Annotated in this window: 14 protein-coding genes and 1 pseudogene; 5 read left to right on the forward strand and 10 right to left on the reverse strand. The window is 73.5% G+C overall.

Annotated elements, in window-relative coordinates; genetic code table 11:
- Nucleotides 1–48 precede the first annotated feature (48 nt).
- Entirely contained in the window at nt 49–864 is an 816-nt protein-coding gene (locus NUM_RS16750; RefSeq protein ID WP_207125795.1) for an SDR family NAD(P)-dependent oxidoreductase, read from the forward strand.
- 85 nt (nt 865–949) lie between these two features.
- Here the strand turns inward: NUM_RS16750 and NUM_RS16755 are convergent, their stop codons facing one another.
- Both NUM_RS16755 and NUM_RS16760 read right to left on the reverse strand, forming a co-directional pair.
- The gene (locus NUM_RS16755; RefSeq protein WP_207125796.1) at nt 950–2992 is read right to left on the reverse strand and encodes a chloride channel protein; all 2043 of its coding nucleotides are present in this window, start codon (nt 2990–2992) and stop codon (nt 950–952) included.
- A gap of 61 nt (nt 2993–3053) precedes the next feature.
- Complete coding sequence (locus NUM_RS16760) at nt 3054–3551, reverse strand: MarR family winged helix-turn-helix transcriptional regulator (RefSeq protein ID WP_225918634.1); 498 nt, start codon at nt 3549–3551, stop codon at nt 3054–3056.
- Between the two features lie 193 nt (nt 3552–3744).
- On the opposite strand from NUM_RS16760, the gene NUM_RS16765 reads away from it, so the two are divergent.
- Together NUM_RS16765 and NUM_RS16770 are read left to right on the forward strand one after the other, a co-directional pair.
- On the forward strand, nt 3745–3942 hold the full coding sequence (locus NUM_RS16765; protein WP_207125797.1) for a pre-mRNA-splicing factor CWC21: 198 nt from the start codon (nt 3745–3747) through the stop codon (nt 3940–3942).
- A 126-nt stretch (nt 3943–4068) separates the two neighbouring features.
- A complete protein-coding gene (locus NUM_RS16770; RefSeq protein ID WP_263975130.1) occupies nt 4069–6321 on the forward strand; it encodes a heavy metal translocating P-type ATPase in 2253 nt (750 codons plus the stop codon).
- Nucleotides 6322–6384: 63 nt separating this feature from the next.
- On the opposite strand, the pseudogene NUM_RS37825 reads toward NUM_RS16770, so the two are convergent.
- Together NUM_RS37825 and NUM_RS16775 are read right to left on the reverse strand one after the other, a co-directional pair.
- A pseudogene (locus tag NUM_RS37825) lies at nt 6385–8367 on the reverse strand (cytochrome c oxidase assembly protein); the annotation flags it as partial.
- Nucleotides 8368–8452: 85 nt separating this feature from the next.
- Entirely contained in the window at nt 8453–9457 is a 1005-nt protein-coding gene (locus tag NUM_RS16775) for a cytochrome c oxidase assembly protein (protein ID WP_207125798.1), read from the reverse strand.
- A 213-nt stretch (nt 9458–9670) separates the two neighbouring features.
- Here NUM_RS16775 and NUM_RS16780 point away from each other — a divergent pair, with 213 nt between their 5' ends.
- Nucleotides 9671–10408, forward strand: a complete 738-nt coding sequence (locus NUM_RS16780; RefSeq protein ID WP_207125799.1) for a DUF5134 domain-containing protein — start codon at nt 9671–9673, stop codon at nt 10406–10408.
- A 281-nt stretch (nt 10409–10689) separates the two neighbouring features.
- On the forward strand, nt 10690–11922 hold the full coding sequence (locus tag NUM_RS16785) for an RNA-guided endonuclease InsQ/TnpB family protein (protein WP_207125800.1): 1233 nt from the start codon (nt 10690–10692) through the stop codon (nt 11920–11922).
- 192 nt (nt 11923–12114) lie between these two features.
- Here the strand turns inward: NUM_RS16785 and NUM_RS16790 are convergent, their stop codons facing one another.
- From NUM_RS16790 to NUM_RS16810, 6 genes are all read right to left on the reverse strand, one after another.
- Complete coding sequence (locus NUM_RS16790) at nt 12115–12891, reverse strand: ABC transporter permease subunit (protein ID WP_207125801.1); 777 nt, start codon at nt 12889–12891, stop codon at nt 12115–12117.
- Nucleotides 12888–14399 (reverse strand): ABC transporter permease subunit, encoded by a 1512-nt coding sequence (locus NUM_RS16795; RefSeq protein ID WP_207125802.1) that lies wholly within the window; start codon nt 14397–14399, stop codon nt 12888–12890. The genes NUM_RS16790 and NUM_RS16795 overlap by 4 nt, the downstream gene beginning before the upstream one ends.
- Nucleotides 14396–15322: an ABC transporter ATP-binding protein gene (locus NUM_RS16800; RefSeq protein WP_207125803.1), complete on the reverse strand. Its 927-nt coding sequence runs from the start codon at nt 15320–15322 to the stop codon at nt 14396–14398. Before NUM_RS16800 ends, NUM_RS16795 begins: the two co-directional genes overlap by 4 nt.
- Before the next feature lie 171 nt (nt 15323–15493).
- Complete coding sequence (locus tag NUM_RS37230; RefSeq protein ID WP_225918635.1) at nt 15494–16150, reverse strand: response regulator; 657 nt, start codon at nt 16148–16150, stop codon at nt 15494–15496.
- Nucleotides 16129–17301, reverse strand: a complete 1173-nt coding sequence (locus NUM_RS37235; protein WP_225918636.1) for a hypothetical protein — start codon at nt 17299–17301, stop codon at nt 16129–16131. Before NUM_RS37235 ends, NUM_RS37230 begins: the two co-directional genes overlap by 22 nt.
- The gene (locus tag NUM_RS16810; RefSeq protein ID WP_207125804.1) at nt 17294–18409 is read right to left on the reverse strand and encodes a sensor histidine kinase; all 1116 of its coding nucleotides are present in this window, start codon (nt 18407–18409) and stop codon (nt 17294–17296) included. The genes NUM_RS37235 and NUM_RS16810 overlap by 8 nt, the downstream gene beginning before the upstream one ends.
- Nucleotides 18410–18662: the final 253 nt, after the last annotated feature.

Consider the following 18662-nt stretch of genomic DNA (forward strand, 5'->3'; position numbering starts at 1 on the left):
CGCACGCGATAGGGCGATATGGTCGAGGCGCCGTCGAGAGGATCTGCGATGTCGGCCGTTCCCGCTGCTCCGACCGTGCTGGTGACTGGCGCCTCCGGAGGGATCGGTGCGGCGACGGCCCGGCTGTTCGCGCGGCGTGGCGCCCGCGTGTTCGGTACCTCACGCCGATCCCGGCCGGACGAGGACGGCGTGGAGATGCTGGTGCTCGACGTGCGGTCGGCGGAGTCGGTACGTGCCTGCGTCGGCGCGGTCGTCGACCGGTGCGGGCGGATCGACGTGCTGGTCAACAACGCCGGAGTGATGTGCGAAGGCTTCGCCGAGGAGACCGATCTCGCTGCGGCGCAGGCGGTGTTGGACACCAACTTCTTCGGCACCGTGCGCGTCACCCATGCGGTACTGCCGGGTATGCGGGCACGTCGCCGCGGCCGCATCGTCAACATCGGCTCACTCGCCGGCTGGATCGGCGAACCGGGCGAGGGTTTCTACGCCGCGTCCAAGGCGGCTCTGGCGCGCTACTCCGAGGCGCTGCGGCACGAGGTCTGGCACCTGGGCATCGCGGTCAGCCTGGTGGAGCCGGCCGCGTTCACCACCGACGTCCTGCGGGCCTCCACTCCCGCCCCGGCCACGATCGGTGACTTCGACGGGCCGCGCGAGAACGCTCGCCGAACCCTGCACGAGTCGATGCGGCGCGGCGGGGACCCCCGCGCCGCCGCCGAACGGATCGTCTCGGTCGCCTCGGCCAGCAGGCCACGCGGCCGGTACGGCGTCGGCAGCGGGAGTTTCTGGGTGCCGCGCGCGAGGACCCTGCTGCCGCAACGGCTGTTCGACAACCTTGTCCGCCGCGGGTACCAACTACCTCGCTGAGGACGACGGTGCCGAGACGAACCGTCATGGCCGGTGGGGACGCGCCACGAGGTCAGGGTCGGTCGGTGCGCCGCGGACGCCGCTGTCACGCCGAAGCGCGGTCCGTGGCCAGGTCGGTCAGGCTGTCGGCATGTTCGGGCGGTACCAGGACGGTGAGTCGGTCGCCCCGGGCCAGCGTCGTGTCGGCGGTGACCGGCATGCCGTGGCCGTCGCGACGCAACGCCATCACCCGCGTGTTCGGGGGCCAGTCGACCTGGTCGATGCGGGAGTCCACCAACGGGCCGGGGCCGGTCAACTCCAGTGTCACCACGCGGAATCCGCCGATCGCGGGGCGGTCGGGGCGGGCGCGTTCGGCGGTGCCGCGCACCGTCTGCCGGTACGCGGTGAGCACGTCGCGGTGGGTCAGCCAGCCGACGATCCGGGTACCGTCGTCGGACAGTACCGGCAGGCCGTCCTCGTCGGCCTCGTTGAGCAGATCCAGTGCGCTGCTGAGGTTCTGCGTACCGGCCAGTGCGGGCGGGAGCGCGGCGAGCCGGCCGGCGCTGTCGTCGAGGGCGTTGTCGGTGGCGGCACGCTCGGCGTCCCGGGAGGTCAACACGCCGCGGTAGCGGCCCGCGTCGTCGACCACCGGCACCACCGCATCGTGGGTGTCGGTCAGCCGTGCCAGCACGGCGTCCAGCGTCGCGTCCACCCCGATCGGTGGTGGCATGGCCCGCATCGCGGTGGACACCGGCATCGACTCCAGCGGGCTGGCCGGCTTGCCCCGCAACAGATCGATGCCCCGGCGCCGCAGCTTGAGCGTGTAGATCGTGTCCCGGGACAGCTTCTTCGACAGCGCCGTGGCCAACACCACCGCGGTCATCAGCGGCAGGATGATCGAGTAGTCGCCGGTCAGCTCGAAGATGATCAGCACCGCGGTGATCGGTGCCCGGGCCGTGGCGGCGAACACCGCCCCCATCCCGACGATCCCGTACGCGCCGGCCGAGCCGACGATGCCCGGCAGCCCGGCGTGCGCCAGCTGACCGAACGCGGTGCCCAGCATCGCGCCGAGAAACAGCGACGGCGCGAACACCCCGCCGGAGCCGCCGACGGCGATGGTCAGGCTGGTCGCCACCATCTTGCCGGCAAGGAGGATCAGCAGGAACCACAGCACGTAGTGCCCGTCGATCGCACCGGACAGCACCGGATAGCCGACTCCGTACAGTTGCGGCAGGACGAGCAGCACGCCGCCCAGCAGCAGGCCGCCGACGGCGGGCCGCAGCCACTCCGGGCCCCGCCACAGCTTGTCGGCGAGGTCCTCGATCCCGTAGAGCACCTTGACGAACGCCACGCCCACCACGGCGGCGAGCAACCCGAGCAGGGCGTACGCGCCGAACTCGGCAGGCGAGGTCAGGTGGAACGCGGGCAGGTGCAGGAACGGCTCGTCGCCGAACACCGCCCGTCCGATCACCGCCGAGGTGACCGAGGCGAGGACCACCGCGCCGAACGACTCGACGCCGAAGTCGCCGAGGATGAGCTCCATCGCGAAGAACACGCCGGCGATCGGCGCGTTGAACGTCGCCGAGATCCCGCCGGCGGCGCCGCAGGCGACCAGCAGCCGCAGCCGCCGCTCCGGCAGCCGTACCAGCTGGCCCAGCGAGGATCCCAGTGCGGAGCCGATCTGCACGATGGGGCCCTCCCGGCCCACCGATCCGCCCGAACCGATGCACAGCGCCGAGGCCAGCGCCTTGACCACCGCCACCTGCGGGCCGATCCGGCCGCCCCGTTCGGCGACCGCGAGCATCACCTCCGGCACCCCGTGCCCGCGCGCCTCCCGGGCGAACCGCTGCACGATCGGCCCGTACACCAGGCCGCCGACCGCCGGTGCCAGCACGACGAAGAAGATGCCCAGCCACGGCACCAGCGGGTTGATCGCATGCCCGCCGGCGGAGTAGTCGGCGTGGCCGGTGAACAGTTCGGTGAACCAGCCGATCAGGTACCGGAAGGCGACCGCGCCGAGGCCGGCACCGGCACCGACCGCCAGCGCCAGCGGGACCAGTCCGGTCGGTGTTCCGCGCAGCCAGTCGAAGCCGCGCGCCCACCGAGTCGAGGGACGCCGCACGATCGACGCCGGGGACTCGCTGCTCATGCCCGCTCTCCGTGGTTCGAGGTACTGGTGCGGCCCGGCAGCGCTGCCCCGACGTGCCGGATCATGTCCGGGTCTCCTCCTCGTCGGGCATCGCGAACCCCAGCCACCATCCTTGTTCCGGGACCTCGCCGGCCGCCTCGGCGAACGCCCGCAGTGCTCCCTCCGCGCCGATCCGTTGCGCGGCCGGCATCGCCGCGACGATCCGCGCCACCTCGCTGCGGCGGCGGCGCGTGACCGTGCGGACCAACCGGCTGCCGGCCGGGCGCAACGCCACCGACACCGCCCGGCGGTCGCCCGGGACGGGCCGGCGCTCGACCAGATCGGCGCGCACCAGCCGCTCGATCAGTCGCGTCGCCGTGGACGGGTTGACCCCGAGCTCGGCGGCGAGCTCGACGCCGCGCTGCGGCCCGCGACTGGCCAGCACGACCAGCGCACGGTACTGCGGCAGCGTCACCTCCGACGGCAATCCGGACACCGATCGTGCGGCCACCGCCACCAGCGCCCGGCTGGCCGAGATCAACGCATCGACGAGATCTTCACCCGCAGCCGTTTCGTGCACCAGGACATTATTGTACTGTGCAATGGCCGAGCACCACCTGGGGTCGCTGGACCACGGGATGCGGCAGGGTCGGCGGCACATCTCGCGCGTGCCGCCGGCCCCGTGCCCGGCCGGCGATGCCGCGCCCGGGCGATGTCGCGTGCCCCGATTCGGCGGCACCGAGACGCTCTCCGAGGAAGTAAGGAATGCCGGTGTGGCCAGCTCCATAGACCCCGAACGTCGTTACACGATCAGGCAGCTGTACGTCGAACTGGCCCGATACCACCAGATGCTGGAGGAGACCGGACACCACCCGCGCAGCACGATCGAGACCTACGTGGTGCACCCCGTGCGGTTCCTGCGCTGGCTCTCCGGCGAGTACGACCCGCGCCACTCCGACCCCTGGCCGTGATCGCGACCGGACACGTGCGGCCGGACGATCCGCATTCGGCACCGATCCGCGGAACTCGCGTGGTTGCCGCGACGACAGTACTGGTGGGCGTCGTGGCGGCGCGCCGGTTCGTGCTGGGGGTGTGCGGTGTCGTCGGCGGTCGAGGTGACCCGGTCGGTGGAGCTGGCCGTGGGTGGGATGACGTGTGCGGCGTGCGCGGCGCGGGTCGAGCGGCGGCTCAACAAGCTGCCCGGAGTCACGGCGTCGGTCAACTACGCCACCGAGAAGGCGGCGGTCCAGGCGCCGCCGGAGCTGCCGGTGGCGGCGCTGGTCGCCGAGGTGGAGCGGGCCGGGTACCAGGCTCGACCGGTACGGCGGGCCGAACCGGAGCGGCCGGACGACCGGGTCCGGTCGCTGTGGCGGCGGTTGGCGGTGGCACTGCTGATCGGGGTACCGCTGGCGGACCTGTCGCTGACGATGGTGCTGGCGCCGTCGTTGCGGTTCCCCGGCTGGCAGTGGGTGGTGGCGGCGTTGACGTTGCCGGTGGTGACGTGGTGCGCGTGGCCGTTCCACCGCAAGGCGGTGACCGCCGCGCGGCACGGGACCAGTTCGATGGACACGCTGGTGTCGCTGGGCATCGTCGCCGCGTCGGCCTGGTCGCTGTACACGATCTTCCGGACCGGCGGCGGGGCCGGCCACCCGGACGGCGCGCTCGGGCTGCTGTTGCGGCCGGCGGGATCGGTGTACCTGGACGTCGCGGCGGTGGTGACGATCTTCGTGCTGGCCGGCCGGTTGTTCGAGGCGAAGGCGAAGCGGGCCGCCGGGGATGCGTTGCGCGCCTTGGCGATGCTCGGCGCCCGGGACGTCACCGTGATCGACGCCGAGGGAGCCGAGCGACGCGTACCGGTGGCGCGGCTGCGGGTCGGTGACCGGTTCGTGGTGCGGCCGGGCGAGACGATCGCCACCGACGGCACGGTGCTGTCCGGGGAGAGCGCGATCGACACCAGCGCGATGACCGGGGAGTCCTGGCCGACCGAGGTGGTGGCCGGCGACCCGGTGACCGGGGGGACCACCGCGGTGGCCGGCCGGTTGGTCGTGCGGGCGACCCGCGTCGGCGCCGACACCCAGCTCTCCCAGCTGGTCTCGCTGGTGGAGCGGGCGCAGACCGACAAGGCCCGGGTGCAGCGGCTCGCGGACCGGATCTCGGCGGTGTTCGTCCCGGTGGTGTTGCTCCTTGCGGTGGCGACCGTGGCGGTGCGGCTGCTGCTGTTCGGCCAACCGTTCGAGCCGGCGTTCAGTGCCGGGCTGGCGGTGCTGATCATCGCCTGTCCGTGCGCGCTGGGCCTCGCCACCCCGACCGCGTTGCTGGCCGCTTCCGGGCGTGGTGCGCAGTTGGGCATCTTTCTCAAGGGGCATCAGGCGTTGGAGGCCGCCCGCGCCGTGGACACCGTGGTACTGGACAAGACGGGGACGTTGACCACCGGACGGATGTCGGTGACGGACCTGTGGCTGGCCGCCGGCGTGGACCGGGACCTGCTGCTGCGTCGCGCCGCCGCGGTGGAGCACGCCGCGGAACACCCGGCCGCGCGGGCGATCGACGCGTACGCGCGGCGCGTGGTCGCGGAGATCCCGGCGGTGGACGAGTTCGGTGCGGTGGCCGGGCTGGGCGCGGCCGGCCGGGTCGAGGATCGCCGGGTGGTGATCGGCTCCGCGCGGATGCTCGCCGCGACCGGCGTCGACACCACCGCGGCCGAACCCCGTCTCGCCGAGTGGGAGCAGCAGGGCCGGACCGGCGTGCTGGTGGCGGTCGACGGCGCGCTGGCCGGCGGGTTCGCGCTGGCGGACACGCTGCGGCCGGAGGCGCCCGACGCGGTCGCCGAGCTTCGCCGGATGGGGCTGCGCACGGTGCTGCTCAGCGGCGACCGCAAGGCGGCTGCCACCGCGGTGGCCGAACGGGTCGGTGTCGACGAGGTGATCGCCGAGGTGCTGCCGGCCGACAAGGCCGCGGTGGTCGCCGACCTGCGCCGCGGGGGTCGGTCGGTGGCGATGGTCGGCGACGGCGTCAACGACGCACCCGCCCTGGCCGCGGCGCATCTCGGCCTCGCCGTGGTCACCGGTACCGACGTGGCGATCGCCGCCGCCGACGTCATCCTGGTGCGCGACGACCTGATGGTGGTGCCGGCGGCGATCCGGTTGGCGCGGGCCACTCTGCGCACCATCCGCGGCAACCTGGTCTGGGCGTTCGGGTACAACCTGGCGGCGCTACCGGTCGCCGCCGCGGGGCTGCTCAACCCGCTGATCGCCGGCGGGGCGATGGCGTTGTCCTCGCTGCTCGTGGTGTCCAACAGCCTGCGGCTGCGCGGCTTCGACAGGTCCGACCGGGGCAGCTCGGCCCGCTGACCGCAGCGCGGCGAGCAGCTGCTCGTAGCCGGTGTCGTCGCGGTGTTCGGCCCGCCGCCAGCCGACCACCAGGGCGACCAGCGCGATCAGCAGCGCGAGCTCACCCAGTACCAGGGCGAGCGCGCCGGCCAGCCGCTGGTCCGCGGCGAGGCTGGGCACCCACGGCAGTCCCAGGGCGGAGTACATGTTCGCGCCGGCGGCGCCGTTGCCGAGGATCCGGTGGCTGCCGATCACCAGCGCACCGAACAGCACGTCGAACGGCATCGCCGCGAGCAGCATGCCCAGCCGGGCCAGCTGCGGTACCTCGCGGGGCAGCGGGTCCGGGCCGACCGCCACCCAGGCGAACAGGTACCCGAGGGCCAGGAAGGCGAGGTTGGCGCCCACGTGCGCCCAGTGGAACCGGGCCGCGAGGTCGAACAGGTCGGTGAAGTACAGCAGGAAGGGCGCCGCGGTGAACAGTGTCGCCGCGACCGCCGGATGGCTCGCCCAGCGCAGCCCGGTCGAGTCGCGGAGCGCGCGCAGGCAGCGCCACAGGCCGCCGGTCCGGGGCAGGACCGATGCGGCGAGGCCGACCGGCGCGCCCAGCGCGAGCAGGACCGGCGCCACCATCCCGACGAGCATGTGCGCCGCCAGGTGCACGCTGAACATCGCCGCGGCGTACCGCCCGACGCCGGAGCAGGTGGCCACCAGCAGCACCGCGCAGCCGCCGAACCACGCCGCGGTGCGCGACGCCGGCCAGGGCCGCTGCCGGAACCGGAGCCGGCGCAACCCCGTCAGGTAGCCGGCCGCCAGCAGCACGACCAGCGCCAGGAAGATCGGGTCGACCCGCCAGTCGAACGCCAGCCGCAGCAGCGTCGGCGGGCCGGCCAGGTCGTAGCCCAGCAGCGTCTGGTCCGCGCTGACCGGCTGACCGACCAGCCCGGGTGGGGCGAGATGCGTCAGCCCCACCGACGCACCGAACGTGGCGGCGAGCACCAGCACTTCGACGACGGCCAGCCGCAGCCGCCCCGGCGAAGCCCGGCCGCGCAACCGTTCCGGCCCGGCCCGGCCGTGCAGTCGCGTCGCCGCGTCCCGGCCGTGCAGTCGCGCCGCGACGTTCCGAGCCGGCAGGCGCTCCACTGCGGCCCGGCGGCGCGGTCGCTTCGCCATGGCCCGCCCGCGCAGTCGCCAGCCGAGCCAGCCGACCCCGCCCACCAGGACCACCTTGCCGGCCAGCAGCAGGCCGTAGCCGCTCGCGACGCCGCTCGCCGGTACCAGGGAGAACGCGTCGACCAGGCCGGAGGCGGCCAGCACCAGCCAGCACCAGGTCGCCAGCCGGCGATAGCGGTCGGCCACGGCCGGCGACCAACCGCCCGCTCGCCAGGCCAGCGCCACCAGCGTGCCCAGCCAGACCACCGCGGCCGGTACGTGCAGCAGCAGCGCCGAGGTCGACACGTCGTGCCCGGTGTCCGACGACACGTGCGCGGTCACCAGCGGCGGGAGCAGCGCCGCCACGGCCAGCGCCGCCAGGACGAGCACCGTGGTCCAGCGCAGGGCGACGCGGCAGCCGATCGCGACCAGCCCGGCCAGCACGGCGACGCCCAGCCAGGCCTTCGGCGCCTCCAGCGCCGACAGCAACGGGATCCAGGACCGCGGGGCGAGTGCGCGCGCGAGCGGGATGCCGCCGGTGTCGGCCGCGTCGAGCGGGATCAGCACCACGACGGCCAGCAGCCACCCCACCGCCCACCGCCCGGCGACGCGCAGCCGGGCGTACCCGATCGGGGTGATCACGCCGGACGCCTGTGGCCGGCCGCTGAACAGCACGGCGGCGACCAGGAACCCGATGCACACCGTCGCGGCGGCATCCACCGCGAGCCGTACCAGCGGGGCACCGTAGCGGACCAGGGCGCCGGGGTCGCCGTTGCCCAGCGCCCGGTACGGGCCGATCCCGGCGAGGCCGGCCACCGCGACGACCGAGCCGGCGGCGAGCAGTACGGCGACCGGTACGGCCAGCCCGCGCGGGAACCTGCGGCCAGCGGTACCCGGGGTCGGCCGATCGCGCTCCATGACCAGGCAGTCGTCCGGGACGCCAGGGTGGTTCCCGACGCGTGCGGATCGGGTCAGCCGCGCCGCCGTCGTGGCGGCCGGCCGGTCAGCGCCGTCGTGGCTCGCGCGCCGTGCGAGCCAGCCAGTCGTTGTAGGCGGCCAGTCGCTGGTCGTCCTCGTCGACGTCGGTGTGCCCGCGGCCCGCCACCCCGATGCGCTGTTCGAGCGCGGCCGCCCGGGCCTGCTCCACCCAGCGCAGGCCACGCCCCCGGGCCGGTGCGGCGAGCCAGGAGAACAGCGCCGCCACGATCAGTACCATCATCACCGCATCCGCGCCGATCCACATCACCGCGCCGCCCCAGTGCACGTCGGTCAGCGGGCTCGGCCCCCAACCGCGGTGCTGGGCGAGGTAGGCGGACCACGGCTCGTGCCGGGTCATCAGCAGCACCACCCCGGTGAACGTGTCGATCGGCATCGCGAGTATCACCAGCAGGATCTTGGCCGGCGGAGACAGCCGCCAGCGGATCGGTTCGCGGCCGAACCCGGGCGCCAGGTACAACCAGCCGGCGATCAGGTAGAGCGCGTGCTCGCCGGTCTGCGCCCACGGGTTGGTGATCACCTCGTTCATGAACCCGGTCAGGTGCGTGCCGACCACCGCGGCGGCGTAGATCGGTACGCCGACCAGCGGGCAGGTCAGCACGGTGACCGGCCGGGAGCGCAGGATCCGCTTGACGGTGCGGTGCACCGGGTTGCGGCTGGCGTGCAGCAGCAGCATCAGCGGCCGCCCCACCACCAGCAGCGCCGGCGCCACCATGATCAGCAGCAGGTGCTGCACCATGTGCACCCAGAACAGGGTGTCCTGGTAGACCCCGACGCTGCTGCACAGCGCCACCACCACGGCGGCCAGCCCGGCACCGAACGCGACGGCCCGCGCCGCCGGCCACGGCCGCGCCGGGTGGCGGCGGCGCACCCGCCACATGCCCCACCCGTACGCCGCCGCGGCCACCAGGACCGCCACCACCACGACCGGGTCCCAGCGCCAGGCCGAGACGGCCCGGGTGGCCGTCAACGCCGGAGGCAGCGCCAGGACCACACCGGTACCGGTCAACATCGAGACGACCCTTCCGCGATCCGGGCACCGACCGCACGGATCGGCTGGTGCCACGACAAACCCCACTCTCTTGGTCGCCGGAGCGGGCTCGTCGGTTCCCGGGGGAGTCGAATCTCGTCGCGATCGGCGCCGAAGGCCCGCGACCGCGCACCCGACCGCGCACCCGACCGGGCTTCGCGGGAACTGCGCGCGGGCTCGCGCCGACGGATACGGGTGAAGGAACACCGAGGCGACGTTCCGGAGGTCGGGATGACCATGATGACCACTGCCTGGCTACCGACCTGGTTCAGAGCACTCGCCACGGCCCTGTTCGTACTCGTCGCGGCAGCCCACGTCCGGCACGCACGGCACGGTGACCGTGAAGCCCGTGCCTGGCACGCGGGGCACGTCGTGATGGCGCTGGGCATGATCGACATGACCGTGCCGCTGGGCCGGCCGCCGGTGCCGGCGATGGTCGGCGAGGTGATCTTCGCGTCGTGCACCGTGTGCGCCCTCGGCATCGGGCTGGCCCAACTGGGTCGGCATCGACGCTGCCTGCCCTGGCTGCTGTCGGCGGTGGGCCACGCGGGGATGCTGGCCATGTTCGCGATGCCGAGGGCCGGGTTCGACCTGTTGATCTGGGTACTGGCCGGCTGGTTCGCGCTGGAGGCGGTCGGCTGGCTGGCCGGTGTGCTGCCGTCGCTGGACGCTCCCGCGCCGGTGACTCTTCGGGTCGCCGGGCTGCGCCGGGACCCGACCCTGCTGCCCGCGCGGTCATCGGGCCCGGTGGGCGTGCTCGACCGTACCGCCGCCCCGACGGTCGTCGCCGTGCGCAACCGGCGTCAAGCCGCACTGCGGATCACCCTGGCGCTGATGGCGCTCGGCATGGCCTACATGCTCGTGGCGATGCAGCTGGGCATGTCGGCCATGCACGAGATGACGGACCACGGCGCGGGCATGGCCGGGATGTGAGCGCACCGCCGCGGGTCACGGACGAGCGGCATCGGCGGGCTGCCCGGCGACCGGTGTCGTGGGGGTCTGGATACTGAGGTCATGCACCCGGACCGGGCCGAGACGACGCTGGACGAGTTCCTGCGCGAGCGGCGCCGTGACCTGTGGGCGTTCTGCTACCAGCATGCGGGCCAGTGCTCCGGCCTTCAGGCCGGGGGTGAGGGCCCGTGTTGGGATGGCCGTCAAGGCCCGGGCAGTGTCTTATGCGGGACGGTTCTGCTGTTGGATGTACAGTGCTCGTCGTGCAGCTGCGGTATAACTTCCGCGTCTACCCGACGCCTGGCCAGCAGATTGAGCTGGCTCGGGCGTTCGGGTGTGCGCGGGTGGTGTTCAACGACGGGCTGAGGCTGCGCCAGTCCGCGCGGGAGAATGGTCTGCCGTACGTGTCGGACGCCGAGCTGTCGAGGCGGGTCATCACGGAGGCGAAGAAGACCGAGGTTCGCGCCTGGCTTGGCGAGGTGTCCTCGGTCGTGCTCCAGCAAGCCCTGGCCGATCTGAACACCGCGTACCGCAACTTCTTCGCCTCGGTCTCTGGCATGCGCAAGGGGCGCAAGGTGGCCCCGCCCCGGTTCCGGTCTCGCAAGGACAACCGGCAGGCCATCCGGTTCACCAAGAACAGCCGGTTCCGTGTGCTCGACGACGGCCGGCTCAGGTTGCCGAAGATCGGTGACCTGTCGGTCCGGTGGTCTCGGACGCTGCCTTCGGACCCGTCCAGTGTGGCGATCATCCGGGACGCGGCGGGCCGGTACTTCGCCTCGTTCGTTGTGCAGGCCACCGACGAGGCGTTGCCTCCGGTCGAGTGCGAGGTCGGTATCGACCTGGGGCTGACGCACTTCGCGGTGCTGTCGGACGGCACGAAGGTCGCGGCGCCGAGGTTCCTGCGCCGGGCAGCCCGCAAGCTGCGCAAGTTGCAGAAGTCCCTGAGCCGCAAGGCCAAGGGGTCGAACAACCGCAAGAAGGCCGTCGTGAACCTCGCCAGGGCGCACGCGCGGGTGGCCGATACCCGGCGGGACTGGCAGCACAAGCTGTCCACGATCATCGTTCGCGACAACCAAGCGATCTATGTCGAGGACCTGTGCGTGGCCGGTCTCGGCCGCACGAGGCTGGCGAAGTCGGTGCACGATGCCGGGTGGGCCAGCTTCACCGGCATGCTGGAGTACAAGGCGGCCCGGTACCGCAGGGTGTTCGGCCGGGTGGACCGGTTCTTCCCATCCACCCGGATGTGCTCGGACTGCGGACGCATCAACGACAAGATGGCCCTGAACGTTCGAGCGTGGGACTGCCCCTGCGGCAGTCACCACGACCGCGACATCAACGCAGCGATCAACGTGTTGGCCGCCGGGCAGGCGGACAACGGAAACGACCGTGGAGCGCAGGTAAGACCGGCGTCCGTGCCGGCACCGCGCTGTGAAGCGGTAACCCACCCGGACGCCCCGCGCTCGGCGCGCAGCGTGGAGGGAATCTCCGCCCTTTAGGGCGGAGAGGATGTCAACAGATGTTGGGTTCGCCGGTACGGTACGGCGCCGCTGTCGGCGACTACCCGTTCGTTCCGGGCGGGTGGCGGGAGTCCACGCCACCAGGGCGGCAGGCGCCACCCGGGTGGCGGTACGGCGGCGGGCTCGGGTACCACCCGGGTGTGGTTGGTGCCGGGCCGCGGCGCCGGAACGTCACAGATCGCGGCGGTGCGACAGGACGGCGCCGATGGCGAGGGCGACGGTGGTCCAGGCGGCGAGGACACCCAGTCCCGCCCACGGGCCGAGTGGGTAGGCGGACAGGTTTCGGGTCGCCTGGATGGTGAGGCCGGCGTTGGTGGGGGACAGCCGCCACAGGGCCTGCTGCCAGTCGGGGTCGGTCACCAGGAACGGTGCGATCTGCAGTACGTAGACCACCCCGCCGGTGACGCCGACGCTTGCTGCCGCGTCGCGTGCCGCGGTCCCGACGCCGAGGCCGAACAGCGCGATCAGGATCAGGTACAGCACCGAGCCGGCCGCGGCACGCAGTGTCGCACCGTCGGCCAGCGACAGCGGCGGGTATCCGTTCGCCGCGGTGAATCCGTTGCCCGGCAGCAGAAGCCGCGCGACCAGCACGGAGCAGAGCACCCCGACGGTACCGGCGGCGCCGGTCAGGCCGGCCAGCACGATCGCCTTCGCGACGAGTACCCGGCCGCGCCGGGGTACGGCCGCGAGCGTGACGGCCGCCGTACCGGTCGAGTGCTCGCCGGTGACGGCGGTGATGGCGAGCAGCGCGACGACCGCCTGCCCGGCGAGGACACCGGACAGGGCCAGTTTCGGGGCGTCGTAGCCGCATCCGGTGGCGTGGCAGGACACGGTCGCGGCGGCCGCGGCGCCGACCCCGACGGTCAGGGCGACCACGGCCAGCAGCAGCCAGCCGGTGCTCGGCAGGGTCCGCAGCTTCGTGTACTCGGCGTGCAGCGCGTACCTCACGCGTCCCTCCGCCGCAAGACGACGACCGCGAGCAGCAGCGCGACCGCGGCGTACCCGGCGGTGACCGCGAGCCCCGCCCAGGGCGGCAGCGGGTAGTAGCCGGCCTGCGGCACCAGGTGCGCCGTCACCTGCCGGTAGGTGGGGATGCTCTGCTGGATGGCGAATCCGGCCGCCGGGGTCAGCCGCAGCACCCACTGCGCGGCGCTGTCGGGCAGCACCGAGGTGGTGGCGAGGATGCGCGGTACCAGCACGAGCGCGACACCGGCGGCGATCGCCGCGCTGGCGCGCCGCAGCAGCGTCGCCAGTGCCAGTACGAGCACCGCGATCAGCGCGACCAGCAGGCCGGTGCCGACGACGATGCGCAACACGCTGAGCGTATCGACGGGCAGCACGGTGTTTCTGTTGGCGCGCAACACGTGCGTACCGATCGGTAGCGTCGCGGCGGTGGCGGCGAGCCCGGCCACGAACGCCGTCCCGGCGAGCACGACGGCCTTGGCGCCGAGCACCCGGCCCCGGCGCGGATCGGTGGTCAGCGTGGTGCGGACCAGCCCGGTCCGGTACTCGGCGGCGACGAACCCGGCGGCCACCACGATCACGATCAGCAGCCCGACCAGCAGCCCGCTGAGCGTCTTCTCGACGGTCATCCCGTCCACCCGCGGTGCGATGTCACCGACCCCGGTCACCGTGTACCTGCCGGCGGACCAGCGGGCGGAGCCGGGGTGGTGCACCGAACCGTCCGGGTCGACGGTGGCGCCGACGTCGGTCCGGTGCCAGCCGCCGGTGGCCGTTCCGTCCAGGCCGACGTGGTCGAAGCGGGCGGTGGTCGAGGAGAAGCTGATCGTCTCGACCGAGCCGCCGAGATCGGCGCGGGCCACCCGCAGCGCGCCCGGCGACGCGGCGAACAGGCCGATCTGGACGCGGGTGGGCAGCCCGGGCAGCGACGCGGTGCCGACCCGGGTCCAGCGGTGGCCGTCGGCGGACTCGTACCCGGTGAGGTGCCGGCCGGTGCGCACCAGCCGCAGCCAGCATGGCGTGCCGGCGCCGACCCGGCTCGCGCTGCCGGGCACGTCGTGACTGAAGTCGTACTGCAGCCGCACGCCGTGCGTGCCGGTGGCCATCAACGCCGCGTACGAGGCGCCGGGCCGGGTTCCGTCCTTGACCATGATGCCGGCCTTGGCCCACGGCACCAGACCGGAGGCGACCCGCCGCACGCCGGGGGTCGCGTCGGGCAGTCGCCGCTGCCCGGTCATCGAGCTCAGCCGTACGGTGATGCTGCCGTCGCCGGCCAGCGCGCGGTGCACGAAGAAGAAGTGGTCGTCGACGGCCGTACCGTCGGGGCCGAGCGGCGGAGGCGGGCAGACCGTGCTCGCGCCGCCGCACGAGGAGTGGTTGCCGGCGGCGGTCAGCACGCCGAGACCGATCGTGGCCAGTACCGACAGCAGCACGGCGATCGTCCAGCCCGGTACGGTGCGTACCTTGGTCCACTCGGCCCGGATCAGGTGCCTCATCGCGCCACCTGCCCGGCCTGGAACTCGACCGCGTCCCGGGTCAGCGTCAGGTACGCCTCCTCCAGGCTCGCCTGGTAGGCCGACACCTCGGCGACGGGCACCCGGCCCGCGGTCAGCAGCGCCACCACGCGTTCGGCCGACGGCCCGGCCACGTCGAGGGTGTCCGGGCCGGTGACCGTCGCGGTGGCCCCGGCCCGCAGCAGTTCGGTACGGGCCGTCTCCGGCGCGCGGGTGCGCACCACGACCCGGCCGCGGGCGGCCGCGGCGAGCAGCTCGGTGACGTTCGCGTCGGCGATGACCCGGCCGCGACCCACGACGACCAGCTGGTCGGCGGTGTCCTGCAGTTCGCTCATCAGATGGCTGGACACCAGCACCGCGCGACCTTCGGCGGCCAGCGAGCGCAGCAGCCCGCGGATCCAGATGACGCCCTCCGGGTCCAGGCCGTTGACCGGCTCGTCGAGCAGCAGTATCGGCGGATCACCGAGCAGCGCCGCGGCGATGCCGAGCCGCTGCCGCATGCCGAGCGAGAAGCCGCCGGCCCGGCGCCGCGCCACCGCGGCCAGGCCCACCTGGCCGAGTACCGTGTCGACCCGGGCCCGGCCGATCCCCTGCGAGTGGGCCAGCCAGAGCAGGTGGTTGCGCGCCGATCGGCTCGGCTGCACGGCGTTGGCGTCCAGCAGCGCCCCGACCTGCCGCAGCGGCGTCCGCAGCTGCCGGTACGGGCGGCCGCCGACCAGCGCGGTACCGGCGTCGGCGGTGTCGAGGCCCAGCACGACGCGCATCGTGGTGCTCTTACCGGCGCCGTTGGGGCCGACGAAGCCGGTCACCCGGCCGGGCTGCACGGTGAACGACATGCCGTCCAGCGCGACCGTGGGCCCGAACCGTTTGCGCAGTCCGCTGACTTCGATCGTGGCGTTGTCCATGGCGCGTCCCGTCGGTCGAGGTCGTCAACCCCGTCGAGGGTGCCCGCCGCCCGGTGACACGGTCCGTACCGCCGCTGTCATGCCCCTGTCATTCCGGACACGAGCACGTACCTGTTGATGACCCGGACGGCGCGGTCCATGAGGCGAGACGAACCTGTCTCAGGTCGGCGGTCAGAGGTCGTCGAGTTGGACCAGGCCGTCCTGGATCGCGCGGGCGACCAGCGCCGCCTTGGTGGGCGCCTGCCGGCCCCGCATCGCGTACTTGACCCGGATGTGTTCGAGATGGGTGTTGACGGTGCTGGGGGAGATGCCCAGGCGCTGCGCGACGAAGTCCTTCGACTCCGACTGGAACCACTCGACGAGCACCTCGGTCTCCCGGGCGGACAGCGCCGGTCGATTGCTGGAACGGTCGCCGGCGAGCGCCCCGGCCAGCGACGGCGGGGTGTAGGCGCGGCCGGCCGCGGCGGTCACGGTGGCTTCGATGAGGTGCTGCGACCCCTCGACCTTCGTCAGGTAGCTCAGCGCGCCCAACTCCAGGCACTGCAGCGCGATCGCGTCGTCGGCGCGCATCGAGTAGACCACGACCCGGCGACCGGCCTGGGTCAGCCGGCGCAGCTCGCCCATGGCGGGGATGGTCCGGCCGAGGTGCAGATCGAGGATCACGACGTCGGCGGTGGCGCCGTCACCGACCCACGCGACGCGGACATCGTCGCCGGCGGCGACCACCCGGATCGGTGGGGTACCGGTCGCCAACCAGTGCGTGACGCCGTCGCGCACCGCGGGGTGGTCGTCGACGATCACCGCGGTCAGCTGCTCGGCCTGCGCCACCTGGCCTCCATTCGCCTGTCCCGACCGTAGCTGCCGTACTCGACCTCGACGTCCGCGGCGCCGGGTGGGGCGGTACGGGCGCCCTCGGCGTCGGTGACCACGGCGACCCGGACCTCCGCCACGGTACGCAGCACGCTCACCCTGGCACGGTCGCGCGCCGCCGACAACGCCGCCACCACCGGTCCGGTCAACTCGTGCCGTACCGCCGCGGGCACCGCCACCGTGCTGCCGCTGACGGCGAGCGACACCACGACGCCGCGCCGCTCGGCGATGTCGACGCACGCGGTGATCTCGTGTACCAGCGGGTCGGGCGACTCGTCGTTCTCGGCGAACAACCGGCGCAGCTGGGTGGCGGCCAGCGCGCAGCGGCGCCGGGTGTCGGGATCGCGCGGGTCGGCCAGCCCGTCGGCCAGCTCGGCCAGCAGCGGCAGCGTCAGTCCCAGCTGCCCGGCGAAGTCGTTGCGCTGCCCGCGCTCCCACCCTTCGGCCAGCAGCAGCCTGGTCCGCATCCGGTCGCGCGCGGCGATCGCGGCCGTCGTGCGCCGGGTACCGCGCGCCAGCGCCCGGGCGATCACCACGACCGCGAGCTGGACGGTGGCGCCGCCGAGTACGACGATGCCCACCGCGCCGATGTCGACGCGGTCCGGTTGCCCCGCAGCCAGGAACAGCGCGACGCTGAGCGCCAGGTGCGTGGCCAGCGCCGCGAGCAGCAGCGCGACCCGGTCGAGCAGCAGCAACAGCAGGTACCACTCGACCAGGCCGAAGGACCAGTCCGCCGCGCCGAAGTGCGCGCCGGCGCCGACGGCGCTGGTCGCGCAGTACCCGGCGGCCAGCGCGGTCGCGGTACCGACCGCCGTGAGGGCGGGGGGCATCGGCCGGCGGCGCAGCACCCATCCGCTGCTGACCGCGGTGACGCCGGCCAAGGCGACGAACGCGGTGACCGCGAGCCAGTGCTGCCGGTAGTGCTGGGTCAGCAGCGGCCGCAGTGACAACCCGACCAGCAGCAGCGCGGTGACGCACCACAACGCCACCCGCATGGTCGCGTGCACGTTGTCGTCGGGCAGGCCGGGGCCGGTCACCCGACTCGGCGGATCGGCCCGGGGTGGCCGATCGCGGGGTGCCGTGTCGGCCGCGGCCGTCTTCTCAGCCACCGGGCCACACCAGCCGGACGCAGGTGCCGCGGCCGGGCGCCGAGACCACCGCGGCGTCGCCGCCGGTGGCGCGCATGCGTTCCACGACCGAGCCGCGGATTCCCCGGCAGGACCGGGGCACCTCGTCGGGGTCGAACCCCACGCCCGCGTCCCGCAGCGTGACCATCACCAGGTCCTGCTCGGTGCGTACGGCCAGGGTGGCGGTGTCGACCTGGGCGTGGCGTTCGACGTTCGCCAGGCCCTCGCGGACGGCACGCACCAGGGCGAGCGCGACCGACGCCGGTACCAGCCAGTCGCCCTGCTGGACAAGTTCCACCGACAGCCGGCTGCGGGACACCACGGCCTGCAGCGACGCGGCGAGCTCCACCGAGCTGTCCGTGCCGTCGGGCGCGCCGGCGACGCCGGTGAGTATCGCCAGGTCGTGCCGGGCGTACCGGGCGACCTGCGCCGGGTCGCTGTCCGCGCGCATCGCGATCTGCAGGAAGGTCGACGACGCGGTGTCGTGCAGCAGCGCCAGGTACTCGCGTTGCCGCTGGTGCCGGGCCCGGGCGAGCGCCTCGGCCCGCGCCAGCGCCGACCGGTGTTCGCGTACCTCGTCGGTGCGCCGGCTCGAACGCAGCAGCAGCAGGAACCCCAGGCGTGCCAGTACGCACTCGACCACCAGCCGGGGCACGAGCGAGCCGGCGTCGCCGGTGCCGAGTACGGCCAGATCGACGGCGAGCAGCCCCGCCGTGACCGGCACGGCGATGCGGGCCGGCCACTCCCACTGCAGCGTGATCGCCGTGGTGGTCAGCACGTTGAGCGCCCACGGGTTCGGCGGCACGCCACCCCAGTCCAGCATCACGCACACCGCCACCACCCGGGCGGCGGCGAACGTCAGTGCCAGCGGCGCCGCGCGACCGGAGAACCCGACCCAGCAGTCGACCGCCGAACCGACCAGCACCAGGCCGAAGACGGCGAGCCCCACCGGCAACGCCCGACCCGGCAGCATGAGCAGGCCGAACCCGCTGATCAGGGCCACACCGACGCCGCGAACCGGGCCGGCGAGCCGGCGCGCCGAGGCCAGGAACGCGGTCTCGACGGTGCCGTACCGCACGCTCGTCGCCATGACGGTCACCGTGCCCCGCCGGCAGCCGGTACCGGCGTGCCGCAGCGGGCCGCCGCGGTGTAGCGAGCAGACGCGGTGCAGCGGGCCGCCCCGGCACAGTGAGCAGACGCGGTGCAGCGGGCAGACGCGGTGCGGCGGGCGGGCAGCGTGGGCATCGCGATCACCGCCTCTCCGAGCCGGTCGCCGAGGCCGCGGTCGGAAACCCGCGAACCGTCGAGGGCGAGGAACTATACCGCCGACCGTTCAGGGGAAC

The organism is Actinocatenispora comari (genome assembly GCF_017312725.1).
GTDB lineage: Bacteria > Actinomycetota > Actinomycetes > Mycobacteriales > Micromonosporaceae > Actinocatenispora > Actinocatenispora comari.

What these genes read in the sequence shown, in the direction of transcription:
- NUM_RS16750 (WP_207125795.1), top strand. Translation starts at nt 49, where the DNA reads ATGTCGGCCGTTCCCGCTGCTCCGACCGTGCTGGTGACTGGCGCCTCC.
- NUM_RS16755 (WP_207125796.1), bottom strand. Translation starts at nt 2,992, where the DNA reads ATGAGCAGCGAGTCCCCGGCGTCGATCGTGCGGCGTCCCTCGACTCGG.
- NUM_RS16775 (WP_207125798.1), bottom strand. Translation starts at nt 9,457, where the DNA reads ATGTTGACCGGTACCGGTGTGGTCCTGGCGCTGCCTCCGGCGTTGACG.
- NUM_RS16795 (WP_207125802.1), bottom strand. Translation starts at nt 14,399, where the DNA reads ATGAGGCACCTGATCCGGGCCGAGTGGACCAAGGTACGCACCGTACCG.
- NUM_RS16800 (WP_207125803.1), bottom strand. Translation starts at nt 15,322, where the DNA reads ATGGACAACGCCACGATCGAAGTCAGCGGACTGCGCAAACGGTTCGGG.
- NUM_RS16810 (WP_207125804.1), bottom strand. Translation starts at nt 18,409, where the DNA reads ATGGCGACGAGCGTGCGGTACGGCACCGTCGAGACCGCGTTCCTGGCC.